This window comes from Marinifilum sp. JC120 (assembly GCA_004923195.1).
Classification (GTDB): domain Bacteria; phylum Desulfobacterota; class Desulfovibrionia; order Desulfovibrionales; family Desulfovibrionaceae; genus Maridesulfovibrio.
Window position 1 is genome coordinate 75126 of sequence record RDSB01000012.1, and the last position, 14953, is coordinate 90078.

17 protein-coding genes are annotated in these 14953 nt (G+C 48.9%); 6 read left to right on the forward strand and 11 right to left on the reverse strand.

Going from position 1 to position 14953, the window contains the following annotated elements:
- Nucleotides 1-84 precede the first annotated feature (84 nt).
- The 4 genes from D0S45_12870 to sppA all read right to left on the reverse strand — a co-directional run bounded on the left by D0S45_12870 (nt 85) and on the right by sppA (nt 3654).
- Nucleotides 85-1008 (reverse strand): aspartate carbamoyltransferase catalytic subunit, encoded by a 924-nt coding sequence (locus D0S45_12870; GenBank protein ID TIH14699.1) that lies wholly within the window; start codon nt 1006-1008, stop codon nt 85-87.
- A 34-nt stretch (nt 1009-1042) separates the two neighbouring features.
- The gene (locus tag D0S45_12875; protein TIH14700.1) at nt 1043-2197 is read right to left on the reverse strand and encodes an amidohydrolase; all 1155 of its coding nucleotides are present in this window, start codon (nt 2195-2197) and stop codon (nt 1043-1045) included.
- Nucleotides 2198-2238: 41 nt separating this feature from the next.
- Nucleotides 2239-2598 (reverse strand): hypothetical protein, encoded by a 360-nt coding sequence (locus tag D0S45_12880; GenBank protein ID TIH14701.1) that lies wholly within the window; start codon nt 2596-2598, stop codon nt 2239-2241.
- A gap of 87 nt (nt 2599-2685) precedes the next feature.
- Entirely contained in the window at nt 2686-3654 is a 969-nt protein-coding gene (sppA, locus tag D0S45_12885; protein TIH14702.1) for a signal peptide peptidase SppA, read from the reverse strand.
- Between the two features lie 149 nt (nt 3655-3803).
- Between sppA and D0S45_12890 the strand changes: the two genes are divergently transcribed.
- Together D0S45_12890 and D0S45_12895 are read left to right on the forward strand one after the other, a co-directional pair.
- Entirely contained in the window at nt 3804-4046 is a 243-nt protein-coding gene (locus D0S45_12890; GenBank protein ID TIH14703.1) for a ribbon-helix-helix protein, CopG family, read from the forward strand.
- Nucleotides 4033-4326, forward strand: a complete 294-nt coding sequence (locus D0S45_12895) for a type II toxin-antitoxin system RelE/ParE family toxin (GenBank protein ID TIH14704.1) — start codon at nt 4033-4035, stop codon at nt 4324-4326. Before D0S45_12890 ends, D0S45_12895 begins: the two co-directional genes overlap by 14 nt.
- Nucleotides 4327-4350: 24 nt before the next feature.
- Here the strand turns inward: D0S45_12895 and D0S45_12900 are convergent, their stop codons facing one another.
- From D0S45_12900 to D0S45_12915, 4 genes are all read right to left on the reverse strand, one after another.
- Nucleotides 4351-4986, reverse strand: a complete 636-nt coding sequence (locus D0S45_12900) for a LysE family translocator (GenBank protein ID TIH14705.1) — start codon at nt 4984-4986, stop codon at nt 4351-4353.
- Nucleotides 4987-5347: 361 nt separating this feature from the next.
- A complete protein-coding gene (locus D0S45_12905) occupies nt 5348-5599 on the reverse strand; it encodes a hypothetical protein (GenBank protein ID TIH14706.1) in 252 nt (83 codons plus the stop codon).
- Between the two features lie 671 nt (nt 5600-6270).
- Complete coding sequence (locus D0S45_12910; GenBank protein ID TIH14707.1) at nt 6271-7197, reverse strand: hypothetical protein; 927 nt, start codon at nt 7195-7197, stop codon at nt 6271-6273.
- 45 nt (nt 7198-7242) lie between these two features.
- A complete protein-coding gene (locus D0S45_12915) occupies nt 7243-8628 on the reverse strand; it encodes a cardiolipin synthase (protein ID TIH14708.1) in 1386 nt (461 codons plus the stop codon).
- Nucleotides 8629-8983: 355 nt separating this feature from the next.
- On the opposite strand from D0S45_12915, the gene D0S45_12920 reads away from it, so the two are divergent.
- From D0S45_12920 to D0S45_12930, 3 genes are read left to right on the forward strand one after another with little or no spacing between them, the layout of a single operon-like run.
- Nucleotides 8984-10150 (forward strand): Crp/Fnr family transcriptional regulator, encoded by a 1167-nt coding sequence (locus D0S45_12920; GenBank protein TIH14709.1) that lies wholly within the window; start codon nt 8984-8986, stop codon nt 10148-10150.
- Nucleotides 10147-10923, forward strand: coding sequence for a chemotaxis protein MotA (locus tag D0S45_12925; GenBank protein TIH14710.1), 777 nt, complete (start codon nt 10147-10149; stop codon nt 10921-10923). Before D0S45_12920 ends, D0S45_12925 begins: the two co-directional genes overlap by 4 nt.
- 12 nt (nt 10924-10935) lie before the next feature.
- On the forward strand, nt 10936-11661 hold the full coding sequence (locus tag D0S45_12930) for a flagellar motor protein MotB (protein TIH14711.1): 726 nt from the start codon (nt 10936-10938) through the stop codon (nt 11659-11661).
- Nucleotides 11662-11838: 177 nt separating this feature from the next.
- Here the strand turns inward: D0S45_12930 and D0S45_12935 are convergent, their stop codons facing one another.
- The 3 genes from D0S45_12935 to D0S45_12945 all read right to left on the reverse strand — a co-directional run bounded on the left by D0S45_12935 (nt 11839) and on the right by D0S45_12945 (nt 13986).
- Nucleotides 11839-12810 carry a glycosyltransferase gene (locus tag D0S45_12935; GenBank protein ID TIH14712.1) on the reverse strand — a complete coding sequence of 324 codons (972 nt, stop codon included), beginning with the start codon at nt 12808-12810 and terminating at the stop codon, nt 11839-11841.
- Nucleotides 12810-13688 (reverse strand): ChbG/HpnK family deacetylase, encoded by an 879-nt coding sequence (locus tag D0S45_12940; GenBank protein TIH14713.1) that lies wholly within the window; start codon nt 13686-13688, stop codon nt 12810-12812. The genes D0S45_12935 and D0S45_12940 overlap by 1 nt, the downstream gene beginning before the upstream one ends.
- Nucleotides 13689-13767: 79 nt before the next feature.
- Nucleotides 13768-13986 (reverse strand): flagellar biosynthesis anti-sigma factor FlgM, encoded by a 219-nt coding sequence (locus D0S45_12945; GenBank protein ID TIH14714.1) that lies wholly within the window; start codon nt 13984-13986, stop codon nt 13768-13770.
- 245 nt (nt 13987-14231) lie between these two features.
- On the opposite strand from D0S45_12945, the gene D0S45_12950 reads away from it, so the two are divergent.
- The gene (locus tag D0S45_12950; protein ID TIH14715.1) at nt 14232-14900 is read left to right on the forward strand and encodes a lysine transporter LysE; all 669 of its coding nucleotides are present in this window, start codon (nt 14232-14234) and stop codon (nt 14898-14900) included.
- The last annotated feature ends 53 nt before the right edge of the window (nt 14901-14953 follow it).

Here is a 14953-nt window from a genome sequence, read left to right on the forward strand (position 1 = left end):
AGTTTGGGATTCTTAAACCCTTTTCAAAGGGTTTAAGCCGCCGGAGGCAAATTAACTTATTCTTAAAAGCGCGAAGCGCATCAACTACTTCTTCCGGGTCAGATACAAATATAAAAGTGCCATGCGGGTGGCGACACCACTTGCGACCTGATCGAGCACGAGGCTGGCTTCGCAGTCGGCCAGCTCAGAGTTGATTTCAACCCCGCGGTTCATGGGACCGGGATGCATGATCTTTACGTCCGGATTAGCAAGTTCAATCTGCTTGTGTCCGAGACCGAAGTAATTTGAATATTCGCGCAGATCAGGCAGCAGACCATCCTGCTGGCGTTCCAGCTGCAAACGAAGACACATGACCGCATCAACTCCTTTGCAGGCTTCGTTGATGTCTGTGTAGACCTCTGCGTCCCAGTTTTTGATGTATGGCGGCAGCAGGGTGCGTGGACCGCAGAAGCGGACTTTCGCGCCCATTTTATTCAGTAAGGTGAGGTTGGAACGGGCCACCCGGCTGTGGGCGATATCTCCAAGGATGAGCACGGTCTTGCCTTCAAGTGAACCCCATTCCTGATAAAGGGTGAAACCGTCCAGCAAAGCCTGAGTGGGGTGGGCATGACGGCCGTCCCCGGCATTGATGATGCTGCAATCGAGACGCTCGGCCAAAAATTGCGCCGCTCCGCTGGCCCAGTGGCGCAGAACGATGCCATCCGGGTTCATTGCCTGTAGGGTCAGGGCGGTATCCTTGAGAGTTTCGCCTTTGGTCAGACTGCTGGAGCTTTTGGCAAGGGAGAAGGTGTCGCAGGAGAGACGTTTCCCGGCCATATCAAAGGAGGTTTTGGTTCTTGTGCTCGGTTCGGCAAAAAAAAGGACCACACTATGGCCTTTTAAAGTAGGTACCTTTTTTACCGGACGGGAGTTGATTTCCTGAAAGTAAGTGGCAGTTTCAAAAACATGCTGCACTTCCTCTTTGCTGAGCTGGGTAACATCCAGCAAATCCTTATGTCGCCATTCCATAAGTGTTCCTCTTAAGTTGTGGTGCGAAAAAGTATTAAAACAAAAGATCTTCAAGATGGGCGGGAACCGCTGTGTAAACGGCTCGCTTACCCTTTTCTAAAGATCCGTATGAGTCATCTATTTTTAAGGCTTGCGCGCTGTTGCTGGTCACAAGTGCGAGCGCTTCAGCCGGGGACATGGAAATTTCAGTGTTTTTCAGCAGGTATTCCAGCTCGTTCCACATGGATAAATCATAATTGGAAGCAATGCTGTCCGTACCCAGACAAGTGTTTATACCAGATTTCAGAATCTTTTCCCACGGTGCACGGCCTTCGCCTATGTATGAATTGGACCGGGGGCAGAGGCAGACATTAACTTTGCGGTCGCGAAGAGTGCTGATATCGTTATCCGCAACCCGAACACAATGGACCGCAAGGGTCGATTCATCCAGCAGTCCAAGGGAATCCGCATACTCAACGGGTCGCAGTCCCTTGTTACCGCAATCGGCCAGAAGTCCAGCCCCTTTGAGCATTCCTGCGAATTCTCCGCTGCCATGGGCCACAATTTCATCTTCTTCCTCATTCTCCGCAAGGTGGATGGGGAAGGGCAGTCCGGCTGCGTCGTTGGCTTTCTTTACGGCTTGCAAAAGTTCAGCCCCGGTAGAGTAGAGGGAATGCCCGGACCCGGCAGCGCGTCCGTACTGGAATCTCTTTTGCGGGAAGAATTTAGCTTTTTCTTTGGGAGTTTGCACTCCTATGGCTTCGCAGCAAGCGTAAAAGCCCATGCCCAGCTCATCCATAATTCCGGCGACCTGCGCGCAGTTGCGGGTGGAGATGTCCACGCAAAAGCCCGTTCCCTCTGCACGCATTTGCTTAACCGCATTGCGGACCGCCTCAGTATCAAGATCGTAGAGGGGATTGGAAAGCAGGGATTTGATCCAATTGGTGAAACCCTGTCCTTGCACAGTCTTGCCTTTCAAGTGGGAAAGTTCAAGGTGGACATGTGCATTGATCAGGCCGGGGACTATGGTGACATCGCCGAGGTCTTCAACTTCCAGGGGCACTTCACCGGAAAAATCGTCTTTAAGCGCAGACCATGTTCCTGTTTCCAGAATCCGGTTTCCGTCATGAATAAGTCCGAAATCTTCGATAATCGAATTTTCATCGGGGGCCATTGTTAGGGCTCTCGCCGCTCTTATGCATTTTTTCATGGGCAAAAAAATACCGGACCATCAAGGTCCGGTAAGGATATTTATTTTTTAGCGTTGGGATCTTCAAAGAAGACGTAATTTGTAGAGTAGTCGCTGAATTCAAAGTAGACTTTATTTTCACCGGGGTCTGCTTTGCCGTTCAGGTTGGCATCAAGAATGCCGTAACCGAATCGGTATGGTCGCTGAGCTCTTTCCTTGGTGCCGGAAGCAGTGGAAAGCTTATCAATTTTAATGAATCGTTTGATCAGCTTGCCGCCGGAATAAATTTCAAGAACCCCGTCTACCCCGGTCCAGTTCTGGAGGGAACGACCAATGCGGTTCTGGGTTTCCTGAGTGCATGCGCTGAAGACAGCGAGAGAAAAAAGCAGGATGAATGTAAGGATCAGGCTGTTCTTTTTCATTTGGTCCTCCGAGGGGGTTGCTGTAATCAGGTCAAACGTGCAATTCATACATGTTTTTTTCAAGAAAGCAAAGCAGTGCGACTGTAATCATTCTGCTGCCGGAAGCCACAAATAATGGAATCCGGCTTTGGGCGGCATGAGGTTTCCGGCATCAATATTAATCAGGGCCGGAGAGAAAGCCTGTGATGATGCAGAGTTGTAGAGCGTGTCGTTGGGGTAGCTTTTGCGTTTATAAGTAATTACCCGTGAATCTTCATCAATCCCGGCCAGCTTGCAGGCTTCTTTTACAGCGTCAGGAAGATAGCCGAGGCTGTCCACCAGTCCGGCTTTCTTTGCGCCCTTGGCACTGAAGACCTGTGCGGTAAAGATTGTTTGTAATTTTTCATCAGATATGGAGCGGTGTTTCTTGACCAACCCCTGAAAGCGGTCTGCGTAATCTTTTATGATCTCATCGATGATTTTCTTCTGCTCCGGGGTGTCCGGTTTGAAGGGGAAGCCCATATCTTTGTTGCGGCCGGACTTGGAGACTTCAACTGTTACGCCGATTTTATCCATGAGTCCGTCCACTTTCGGACGGATGAAGATAACCCCGATGGACCCGGTCAGAGTGGTCGGATGGGCCATGATGTGATCAGCAGGAAGGCTTACGTAGTAGCCGCCGGAAGCAGCCACATCCATCATGTTCACGACAACCTTGGCTCCGGTTTTTTCTTTGAAGCGCAGGATTTCATTGTAGAGGATGTCGCTGGCAGTAACTGATCCGCCGGGAGAATTCACCTTAAGCACAAGAGCTTTGATGTCGTCGTCCTCGGCAGCAAGTCTGAGCCGTGAGGATACTTCCTGCACCAGACTGGGTGAACTGCCCAGCAGCCCACGTTTGCCTTCATCGGAAATGGTTCCGTCAATGGAGATCACGAGAACCTTATACTCTCCTTCGCCCTGCAATTTTTTTTCAAGCAGGGGATCAGTGCCATCCGGGAAAAGGTTCATCTTAGGCTGGCAACCGCAAAGGGCGATTGAACCGAGTATGAATAAGGTCAGTAATATTTTTTTCATGGCGAAGCTCCTTGTTAGGCGGAAAGTAGCAGATGGGGTGGTTTAAATAAAGGGTGCGTGGCGGCCACTTTCCGTATCTTAATATCAATGGCTTATATCTAGACAAGTCAAATCGCGTGTATTACATTATGTTATACATAGGAGGATATATGCCATCTTTAGTAAGTACCCGTTTTGACGACGCGACCTTAGAGCGACTTGATGAGGCCGCTGGAGTCCTTGGAAATAGCCGTTCCGGCGTGATCAAGGATGCGGTCAGACATTATCTTGAATATATTACTTGGTATTCAGCAGAAGTGCAGAAGGGCATTGATGCTGCGGATGCAGGCAAGGTTATTTCACACGAGGAGTTAGGAGAGAAGTTGAAGGAGTTCGGCGTTGAGCTTGATTAAATGGACGGAGCCAGCAGAAGATGACCTGTTTGAACTTATGGCTTATTTTGACCAGAAGCTGGAACCGGATGTGGGGAGGATGTTGGTTGGGAAAATATATGGTTCAACAAAGATTCTAGCAACTTTTCCGCAAGCTGGACGGCAAAGTATTTTGAAAGGTGCACGAGAGCTTGTAATTCCTCATATTCCTTATTTTCTTGTTTACCGTATTTTTCCCGACAAAGTTGAAATTTTGAGGGTCATGCACACCTCGAAGCTTTGGACCGGGGTTTTGAAATAAAGGGTGCTTTCACACCCTTTAATTTTACCGCTCATACATCGCCAGTTTAATCCCGAAAGCCACAAATACCGACCCCAGTGCGCGGTCCAGCCAGACCTGTAGTTTTCTGCTTTCACGCAATCTTCCGGTAATGCGGTCCCCGGCATAGATCAGGGGCGGCTCAATGAGTGCGGCCATTACTATGATCAGGGTGCCGTGAAACATGAGCTGAGCCCAGACCGGACCGGCTCCCTCCACTATAAACTGCGGCAGGAAGGCCAGAAAGAATGTGGCAACCTTGGGATTGAGGATGTCGATGAACATACCTTGCTTGAAGATGGCGGCAGAGCTGAGTTGTGTGGATTTTTTTTGGATATCAAGTGTACTTCCTTTTGAACGGAAGGCATCGATTGCCAGCCAGAATAGATAAATTACCCCAACCCATTTCACTACTCCGAAAGCGGTGGCTGATGCTGCCACAATGGCGGATAGTCCAAGTGCGGCCAGTAGTACGTGGACAAAGGCTCCGGACCAGATTCCGAACATGGCGGCAAATCCGGCTTTTTTTCCTCCGGTCACGGTATGGCTGAGAATGAAGGCCATGTCCGGTCCCGGTGCAATGTTGAGGAGCAGGGCGGCTAAAAGAAAGGTTGTCCAATGGGCAAGATCGTATTCAAACATGGTTGAACCTCGGTAAGTTAGAAATGCAGAAAAGCACGGCACAAAAATGTGACGTGTAGCTTTGATCAAGGTTCTGTTTTGGCGCGGGAAACAGGATTGCTGTTTCAGGTGAAACAGCTGAAAGGAAGGCTGATTATATTTCCAACCGTAAAGAAAAGCAAATGGCAGAATGCGATTCTCATTTGGAGAAAACCCGGTCCACTCGCAACTTAAACAAGGGACCGGGTTTGAAAAGGCTGCCGCTTCACTTTTGGCGAAGCGGCAAAAGATGTATACCCGAATACTACCATTACACCCTCAAAATAAATCCATATCTATTTTGAGAAACAAATTCATATTAATGAATTTGATGTGCGCAACTCTAGCGAGACATGCGTGCAAGCTGTCTGCGGTATTCAGGGGAGATTTCAAGACGTTCAATGTGGCGCAGGTCCACAAGAGAACTTCTCATCTGTGCGCGGTTGGTTTCGCGGATAGCTGCCACGGTCCAGACCGGGAGCCAGAGACCGAGAGTTGCGATGGTCAGCACAGCGTGCATGCTGTGGTTTACTTCGCCGCTATTACGTGCTGCGCGGGTAGCTGCCCAAGCCTTGATGGTTCCGATTGCGTACATTTTATATTCCTCCAAAAAAATTTGGTTCAATTGCGTTGTTCACAATTCCCACCTATGCCCGCCCCCACAGCAAGTCAACAGTTGGCAATGTAAAACTTAAAAATACATAGCAAATAATGTTCACCATCTTTTGCGGATTAATAATACTTAAAAAACAGTGTTTTGTGTTTGTTTAGACAAGCTCTGGAGGGTGAAGTGTCGGGATTCAGACAGCGTTGATTTTAAAATCAATGCGTTGGTGAAAAATTTCCCAAGCATGTCCTGTGGGTACACGCTTTTACAAAAACGGAACAAGTGTTGAATTGGTATATAATTGAAATATAATAACTAATTTTTAAAATAAGCAAAAAAATGTCAATTTTGTAAAATCTCGGACAAGCTGGCGAATAGCCGGGAAAAGGGGAAAACGATTATCCTGCACTGTTTGTTTTAATGTAAAGATATAGATGCTAATGCAGTTATGATGTGTTGATGATGTTGTATTGATATATGCAACATTGATTATTGGAAAGTTGCATTAAAGATACACAAGAGCTGCTTTCGCTAAAAGATGAAACTGATTTTGTCGAATGAAATTCATGTTTTTAAATAAAAGGCCGATTTTTAGATAGGTGAAACTAGATTGTGCTGAATAAAATTCAGGTGTTTTTTCGAAGATATCTTATTCTTGTTTAAATATTAAGCGCAGTAGGATCATTTATGGTTGTCTTTGATCTAAACATTCCCTCAACCCCGGCCAGTTTTGGCAGTCCGGTAATCCTCTCATCCATTTCAAAGCGGGGCGAGAAGGGAACAGACTTTTTAAGGGCATTTTTCCAGTTGTTGTCTTCCTTAGCAAGGCCGATGTTAGTGGCCCCGATGGGGTCAAAATCAAGAGCGACAGCATTTTGCGGGGAACTAAGCATGTCCATCACGACCCTGTATGAATAGTCGATGATGGAGCGCAGATAGGCTTGGCGGAAGGCCGGGACTACCTTTTTAGAAATATTCAGGGATTTGCTCACAGCTTTGTATTCCAGCAGGGCGATGGTTTGGTGGAAGACCTTTTTCTTGAACAGGAAGCTGTATTTCTTTGCGTCCATGTGTTTGCGCAGGTTGAAGTCAGCATCGAGATTGGCCGTGCGGAAAAGACGGGCGGCTTCCTGCGCGGACCATGCTACCTGATCGTCAGCCAGCATTTCTATATATACATGGCTGAGCCTGCCCCCGGACCGAGCCTGTTGCATAAGGTTTGGTACGTAGTAGTTGTGGGCGATGATGTCCGCTGCCAGATGGGAGAGGTAACCCAGCGAGTACGCTTTCAGGTGTTCGTCGTCAGATTCGTCGAGCAGGTTGAATCCGGTCTGCCAGTTGTGGCTGTGCAGCCGCTTGGCTTTACTGCCCTTACCGATGAAGATATCCGCACTCAGACAGCCGTATAGGTATATAGCTGAATTTGAGAGCAGTAGTTTAGCCATCATATCAGGAAGCATCCCGGTATTGGAAAGTACCGCGTTGCCGATGGCCATATGCACTCCCGGACCCCATGCAAAGCAGGTTGCTGCAAAGCCGAGTACCAGAAGAACGGTGAAGAATAAAATTTTAATAACTTTTACCATACCTATAAAATAAGCCCCGCTCTGTGTGAGGTCAATGCATTCCGTTTAAAGTAGCGGAGCCACCAGTCTTGCGGCTCCTTCCACAGTATCGCGGACCATTCCCACTGGAACTGTCCCTTCGGTGCTTATATCGATAAGTCCTTGAACCCAGTCGTTTACGGGTTTTATGTCCGCTTCAGAGTATGAGAACATGACGATTTCATAGTTAAGGAACAAGCTGCGCATATCCATGTTTGCAGAACCCACAACCGCCAGCCTGTCATCAACAACAATGACCTTGGCATGGACCATGTGCGGGTATTTGACCACCCGCCCACCGCATTGCTCCAGTTCTCGCAGATGGGTTCCGCGGGCAAGGTCGGCCAGTTTATGATTGGATTTTGCCGGGACTACAACCCGTAGGTCCACCCCGCGCAGGGCTGCCAGACGCAGGGCCTGTGCCAAAGCTTCATCCGGTACATAGTAGGGAGTGACAATCCAGAGCCTTTTTTCCGCGGTAAATGCAGCGGTGAGCAGGGCGTCATGGACCGGGTCGCGGGGCACGTCAGGTCCTGAAGGAACAACCTGCATGACTCCGTCTCCGCTTACGGCAGAACCCTTGGTGCAGGGCGGGATGATGTTTACCTTTTCGCCGGAGGCAAAGAGCCAGTCCGATTGGAAAACTTCAATATAGTGGCGCACCGCAGGTCCTTGCAGCACAAAGGAAAGGTCGGTCCAGCGTTCCGGGCAAGGGTCGGGGCCGATGTATTCATTGGCAATATTAGTTCCGCCTGCCAGCACATAGGTCTGGTCGGCAATGGCTATTTTGCGGTGGTTGCGCAGGTTGCTGTTGCCATGAAAAGGGGCACGGAGCAGAGGCATGAAGTAGGCCACCTTGCCGCCGTTATCGAGCAGTTTTTTCAGGAAGCGGCGGGAGGTAAACAAGGAGCCGATGTCGTCCAGCAGCAAGCGTACGGTTACTCCTGAAGCGGCCTTACGGGCCAGTCTTGCCACAATATCCTTGCCTACTTCATCCCGTGAAAGGATGAAGGTGGTGATCAGGATCTGGTGTTCGGCATTTTCAATGAGCTTGACCAGTTCATTGTAAATATCGATGCCTGTGGGGCAGAGACGGACCTTGTTGCCGCTAGTTGCTCCGGGGATACCGTATTCGCGGAGCATGGTATCAATGGGGTCGGCTTCTTCCTGCGGGATGGTTTCCTGTACTTCCAGATGGATGTCCGCTTTGGTATGGGCATCACGTTTTAGTTTGCGTCCCCCGAATATGAGGTAAAAGGGTACCCCCACATAGGGCACAAAGAAAATTGCCAGCAACCAGGCAAAGGCCGCTGATGAGGTGCGCTGTTTGCGCAGGATGGACATTACCAGAATTGCAGCCAGTAAAAAGCCGCCTACGACCGCGAGGTGCCCGAATAAGAGATTCCATTCCATGTCTGTTCCTGAAGTGCTGGTTTGATCATTGATTATCGGGCCTTGTCCTAGCCCGAAGCCAGCTTAGCAGTATTTGAGATGTGACGTAAGGGATTTAAATGGCATTGGAAAAATAATCGTTACTGTATGTTCAAAAGTTTATGCCCTTAACGCTTTCTTTTTGGTATTCTTAAGATAAATCCTTGGCGTATTGTTCTTTATAATGATCTAATATATGATAATTACTGTAGCCGCTGATTTTTGTTACTGTGCAGGAAGTTGATTTGTCGGATGCTTTGAGGTCAGTTTCAGAGCTGTTGTTTGTGAGTTTATATTTCTCGCCCGGAAAAAGGGTAATATCGAGGGAGTTTTTTTAATGGGGTCCAGCAGTCCTAATATCAAGTCCTTTTACAAGGGGCAGGAAATTTTCAAGGAAGGGCAGGAGAGTTCCGTAGCCTATATGATCAAAAAGGGTGCGGTAAACATCTACAAAGTCCAGAATAATGAAAAGATCATCCTTGCCCGTCTGGGAGAGGGCGAAATTTTCGGTGAAATGGGTATCATTTCCAAAGGTGCCCGTTCCGCAAATGCCGAAGCCGCCGAGTACTGTGACCTCGTCATTCTTACTGACCAGATTATTCTCAAGCTTTTGGATCAATGTCCACGTACTGTCCAGTACATGACCCGTCTGCTGGTCAAGCGGCTGCATCGTACCGGGGAGATGATTTCTTCCAAGGGACACCGCAGCAATTTTACAAGTATCTGCAATATCCTCGATCTTGCCTACCGCACCCACGCCAGTATGGACCGGGAGCAGGCCAGAAAAGAACGCAATCATGATCTGGGCCTTGATTACACCAAACTCTGCAAGACCATCCGCAGCATCATCCTTGTTTCCCAGAGTGAAATCGATGCGGTTATCAACAAGCTTAAGAGCCTGAAGATCATTGACGCCATTGATTTGCGTACAGGCAAGGCTTTTCCCGACCGTTTTATTCAGCTTTCAGACCCGGATAGCTTTTTAGAGGTTGCCAATAATTTGTTCAGGGAATTGCAGCAGAATGCCTATACCCCCACATCTGAATTACAGATTGTGGATATTTACGAAATTTCCCAGATGTTGGAGAGCGATCCCAAGATCATCTACAAAAAAATCGCACAGGAAGATTTTCCGGAAACCATGTTCATGTTCGACCGTAACAAGGTCAGTGACTGGGCTTCAGAAAAAGAGCCGGACTACTTCAGCAAAGTCAAGAAAAAGAAGAAGGCCATTGAAGAGCTGGAAGACATTGAAGACATCGTCTACGTGGACAATGCGACACTCAAGGAAGTGTTCACCCGTCTGGGCTATCATAAGCTGGGCGTTTTGATGAGCATTGCCGAGGATGATGCCCGCAAGAAGATTCTGGCCAACCTTGCCAAGAAGATCGCTAAGATCGTGCAGGACGAAATCCGCGATAATGTGGATGAGACTGAGGCTGAAGACGTGCTCACCGAACTTTTCGAAATGGTGCGTGATATCAAAGGAGGGGATAAGAAGTGAATATAGCCACCATAATCGGTATATTCTTCGGTATTGCCATCCTCATGGTTGCTACCTACACCTCCACCGATTCCGTGGGCGTGTTTATCAATATTCCCGGTATTGCCATTGTAGGCGGAGGCACCATCGCCTCCACCTTTATCTGTTACCCGTTGCGCGAAGTAATGCGCGTGCTCGGTGTTTTCATGATGGCCATGGGTGCTGACGAACTGCCTCTTGAAAACTACATCAATGTTATCGTCAACCTTTCCAAGGATGTATCCTCCAAAGGCGAGGAACACCTCGAAGGCAGCCTTAAGAATATTGAAAACGATTTCTTGCGCGAAGGGTTGCAGATGCTTGTGGATGGTTATTCCAAAGAGGAGATCAAAGAGATTCTCGATAACCGCATTCAGCAGTATCACGAACAGGAATACAGTGCCGCCGGAATTTACCGGACCATGTCCACCTTGTCTCCGGCCTTCGGTATTATCGGGACCCTGATCGGTCTCATCGCCATGATGCAGGGTATGGGCGCAGATATTGCGGCCATTGGTCCGGCCATGGCTACAGCCCTGACAACCACTCTTTACGGCGCGCTTTTCGCCAATATGCTTTTTATGCCCATCGCCATTAAAGTGGAAAAGAGAATTGACGAGATTACTCTGCTTATGCGGGTTATCCGTGACGGTATTCTGTTCATCAAGGACAAGACCCCGTCCGCTATCGTCATGGATAAGCTTAAGGGCTACCTGCCCCCGCGCAAGTGGGCCACAGTTAAGGCTAAGAAGTAGGCGGTTTAAATTATGTCGGATGATTTCAGCCTGAAAAAGCCTGCACAGGGCGGAGAAGAGGGTGGTTGGGCCCTGACTCTTGCAGATATGATGACTCTGCTGCTCTGCTTCTTTGTGCTTTTGCTGGCTATCGCCGATGTTGATCAGAACAAATACAAAGATGTTTCAGATTCGCTGGCTTCAGCCATGGGCGTGCCTGTGCCTCCGAAAGGAGAGGCGGATACTTTTGAAGGTGCCCCGGTTGCCCGTAGGGTGATCAGTGATCATCAACGCAATATTTTTGAAATGCAGCTTGAAATGGCCCGACTGGTGGGCCGTGAATCAGATGCCCTGAAAATCAAGATGCGGCCCGATTCCGTAGCCATCGTGCTCAAGGGCGGTTTCTTTTTTCCCAGCGGCAAAGCTGATCTGACCAAGGGTGCCAAAAGGGTTCTTTCCAAAATAGCACCTTCCCTCGCCAAATCGCCCTATGATGTGGTTATTGAGGGGCATTCAGACAATATCCCTATGAAATCAAGACAGTTCCCTTCCAACTGGGAGCTTTCCTCCGCCCGTGCCAGTGCAGTTGCCCGCTATCTGCTTAACAACGGGTTCAGCAAGTCCCGCATCAAAGTGCTGGGTATGGCTGATACCGCACCCGCTTATCCCAACATAGATAAAAACGGCAAAGCTATCCCTGCCAACCAGAAGCGTAACCGCCGCGTGGTGTTGTTGGTTTATCCTGCTAAGAAGAAGTAGGGCCACCCCTCAAGTTACCCCCTAAGTCTCCCCCCCATGATGAGGCGTTGATTTAAGTTGATTTGGGTGAAATGAGCCGTGTTCAATTTCAGAATTTATGTTTTGTAATTCACACAAAAAAACGGGTCAGTTGAAATCAACTGACCCGTTTTTTAATATCCAAGGTATTTTGTCTCTTTACTCTTTCTCCACAACTTCCCGTATCTGGTAAGTCTTGGTCCCCATTACGGCGTCATAGGTGTTTGCAAGCGATTCAAGGATGAACCCTGTAGACATGAAGCCTAGCGAACTGAGGTAGAGCAGGATGCAGCCCATGAATGGCGGGCGGGTTCCCATGTGGACCCCGAAGAAAACTTTTTCGTAGAGCAGCCAGACCATTACCAGCGAGGCGAGCATGAACATGAGCAGGCTGATGCGTCCGAAAAGATAGATGGGGCGCTGCTTGAATGAGGACTGAAACCAGAGCATGACGATGTCGAAAAGCACATCGATGGACCGGGCCAGACCGTAGTGGCTTTCCCCGGCAAAGCGCGGGGGCGCGGAAATAGGTACTTCAGAAACTGAACCGCCCATGCCGTAAACCAGTGCTGGAACGAGCCTGTGCTGACCTTCACGCAGGGTCATGGATCGGGCCAGCTTGCCTTTGAGTACGGAAAGACCGCCCATATCCTTAACCTGACAGCCGCTGGTTGCGCGCATGAGGTAGTTGGCAATTTTACTGGGCAGTTTGCGTTTGATCATGGATTCGCCGCGATTGGTGCGGCAACCGGAGACAAGGTCGTAACCTTTGCGAATCTCTTCAATTAGAGACGGAACTTCTTCAGGCTTGTGCTGAAGGTCTCCATCCATGATAACTACGTAGCATCCTTTGCTTTCCTGTACTCCAGCGTAGATTGCGGTACATTGCCCACGGTTGCGGGCCAGCATGATGCCCTTAAGATTGGGGTCATCTGCGGCAAGCTCACGGATAATGGATTCTGTGCTGTCGGTGGAGCCGTCATTAACCAGCAGGATTTCGTAGGTGGTATTCATTCCCTGCAATGCTGCGCTAATACGCTTATGGAATTCACGCACGCAGCCTTCTTCGTTGTGCATAGGAGTGACGATGCTGACTTCTATCTCTCTTTTACATTCTTCAGCTTCTAGCATTATTTAATCTCTCCGCTACGGGGATCAATCTGCCCGTAGTTCACGGGGGTAGCCCCCAGTTCTTTAAATATATTAAGCCATTCCTTGTGCAACAGGGACTCAGATTCTTCCTTCCACTGCGTTTCAACCCGCATAGGACCGAATTCGGACGGCAGGGGGCCGTCTCCTTCCTGCGGAAGACCGGGATGGCAGACAATTTCTACTATTTCAGGCCGATATAGTTCGACATATTTCTTAAAAAGATGCGGGTCCAAATTTTCCTTCTGGTCACCAATTCCCCAGACGCAATCAGCCGAACGCGGCTCTTTGCCGGGAAAGCTTGCACCAAGGCAGAGCTGTAAAAAACGGGTACGCAGCATGCCCTTATCAAAGCGGCTGGGGGGAGTGTGCTCGAATGGACGGCGTATCCATTTGATCCCGTACTTGCGCGCAATTCTGCCTGCCAGATTGTATAGTCCGGGCCAAGCGTGGATATGCTTTTCGCTGTCAAAATGGGTCAAGCGGATTTTGTGGTCGAGCAGGTATTCCACCTGTGCGGACCATTCTTTTTCCACCTCGGAAAGCTTGATGCGTCCGGTTACGTAACGCAGCAGCAGGGATGTGTAGTTGCCGAAAAGCAGCCCGTCATCATCCACAAGGCTGGGGATGTGGTCCGGGTTGGAGATGGGTTTGCCGCGCAGCAAATTCAGGTGCGCACCAAGTCCCAGTCCTTCGTGCTTGTCTTGCAAAAGCACGGACTCAGATAAATCCGGCCCGTTGGCAAGGGTGGTGGACGAGGTCACAACCCCGTGTCCGTCTTTAGATTGGGCAAGCTGGTCCACTGCCCGGCGCACAGCCGGATGCAGCCCGAGATCATCCACATTAATTACAACTAGCATCATACCTCCGGTTTCAGACCCGGCAGTTTAAATGCATGTGGCACGAAGGTAAAGTAAAATGGTGCGGCAATGCGCGAGATCAGCCGAAACCGCTGATTTTGGCTTCGGAGCGGATTAGATTAATGGCGATTTCACCGATGGTAGGGCGATAGGTACCGGCCCGGATCTGGTCGCGGAGTTTGGTGAGCTTTTCCTGCCGTTCAGTAGAGTCTTCTTCATTGAAAGAAGCAGCCTGCTCTTCAGGCGTAAGCGTGCAGGACAGCATGAGGCTGTCTATATCAGTCTTGTCGAAAGTCATCTCCCCTCCCGGAGTGGTTTTCCAACTTATACTGTCTATGGTTTCTGTGTGTGGTTAATAATCCTATCGTCCGTTTGCGGTAGAAATTTAGTGTTGAACTGTTAAATATGTGTTTTAAACTGTGTTTATGTAACATCTTGTAATGTTAGGTGTTTTCTTTGGTGTCCAAACCTGCTTTTTAGCAAAGTTGCTGTAAGTTTTGATTTAATTTAGTCTGGTCCCACTGCGTAAAATTATCTCTCTTCATGGGCACAGCCTGTACTAATCTTCTAAACACTTTCCAGAAAATGAATGCTGATATATTAGGATATTTTGCTGCCGGGGCTGCCTTGGGGCTCGGTGCAGGAATGACTCCCGGACCTTTGTTAACCCTTGTTTTGAGTCAGACCATGGCCCACGGATCAAAAGAGGGGATCAAGGTGGCTTTTGCCCCTTTGCTTACAGACCTGCCTATTCTTTGTGTCTGCTTGCTGGCAATGTCATGGATAAACACCCATCCTATGTTTATGGGGGTAATTTCATTTGCCGGAGCGGTTGTCGTTACACTTTTCGGAATCGATTGTTTCAAGACAAAGGCGATTACCCTGCCGGGAATTGAGGTCAATCCCGGTTCGCTGAAGAAAGGCATACTGACCAACTACATGAATCCCCACGTATATATATTCTGGGCCACTGTGGGGGCTCCAACGGTCCTTGGAGCCGGTAAGTATGGAGTTTCAGGTCCGATTTTGTTTTTGGGAGGTTTTTACGGATGTATAATAGGGGCTAAAATTGTGATTGCTTGTCTTGCCGGGAAGTTTAAATCCCTGCTTTCCAGTCGAGGCTACCTGATTGTCATGCGTTTCCTCGGATTGGCTCTTTTGGTTTTTGCTGCCTTCCTGATTCGGGACGGGTATAATTTTTTTACATCCTGATTCCCGGCTGCTTAGAAATAAATAAAGCGGCGGTACCGTAATTATACGGTACC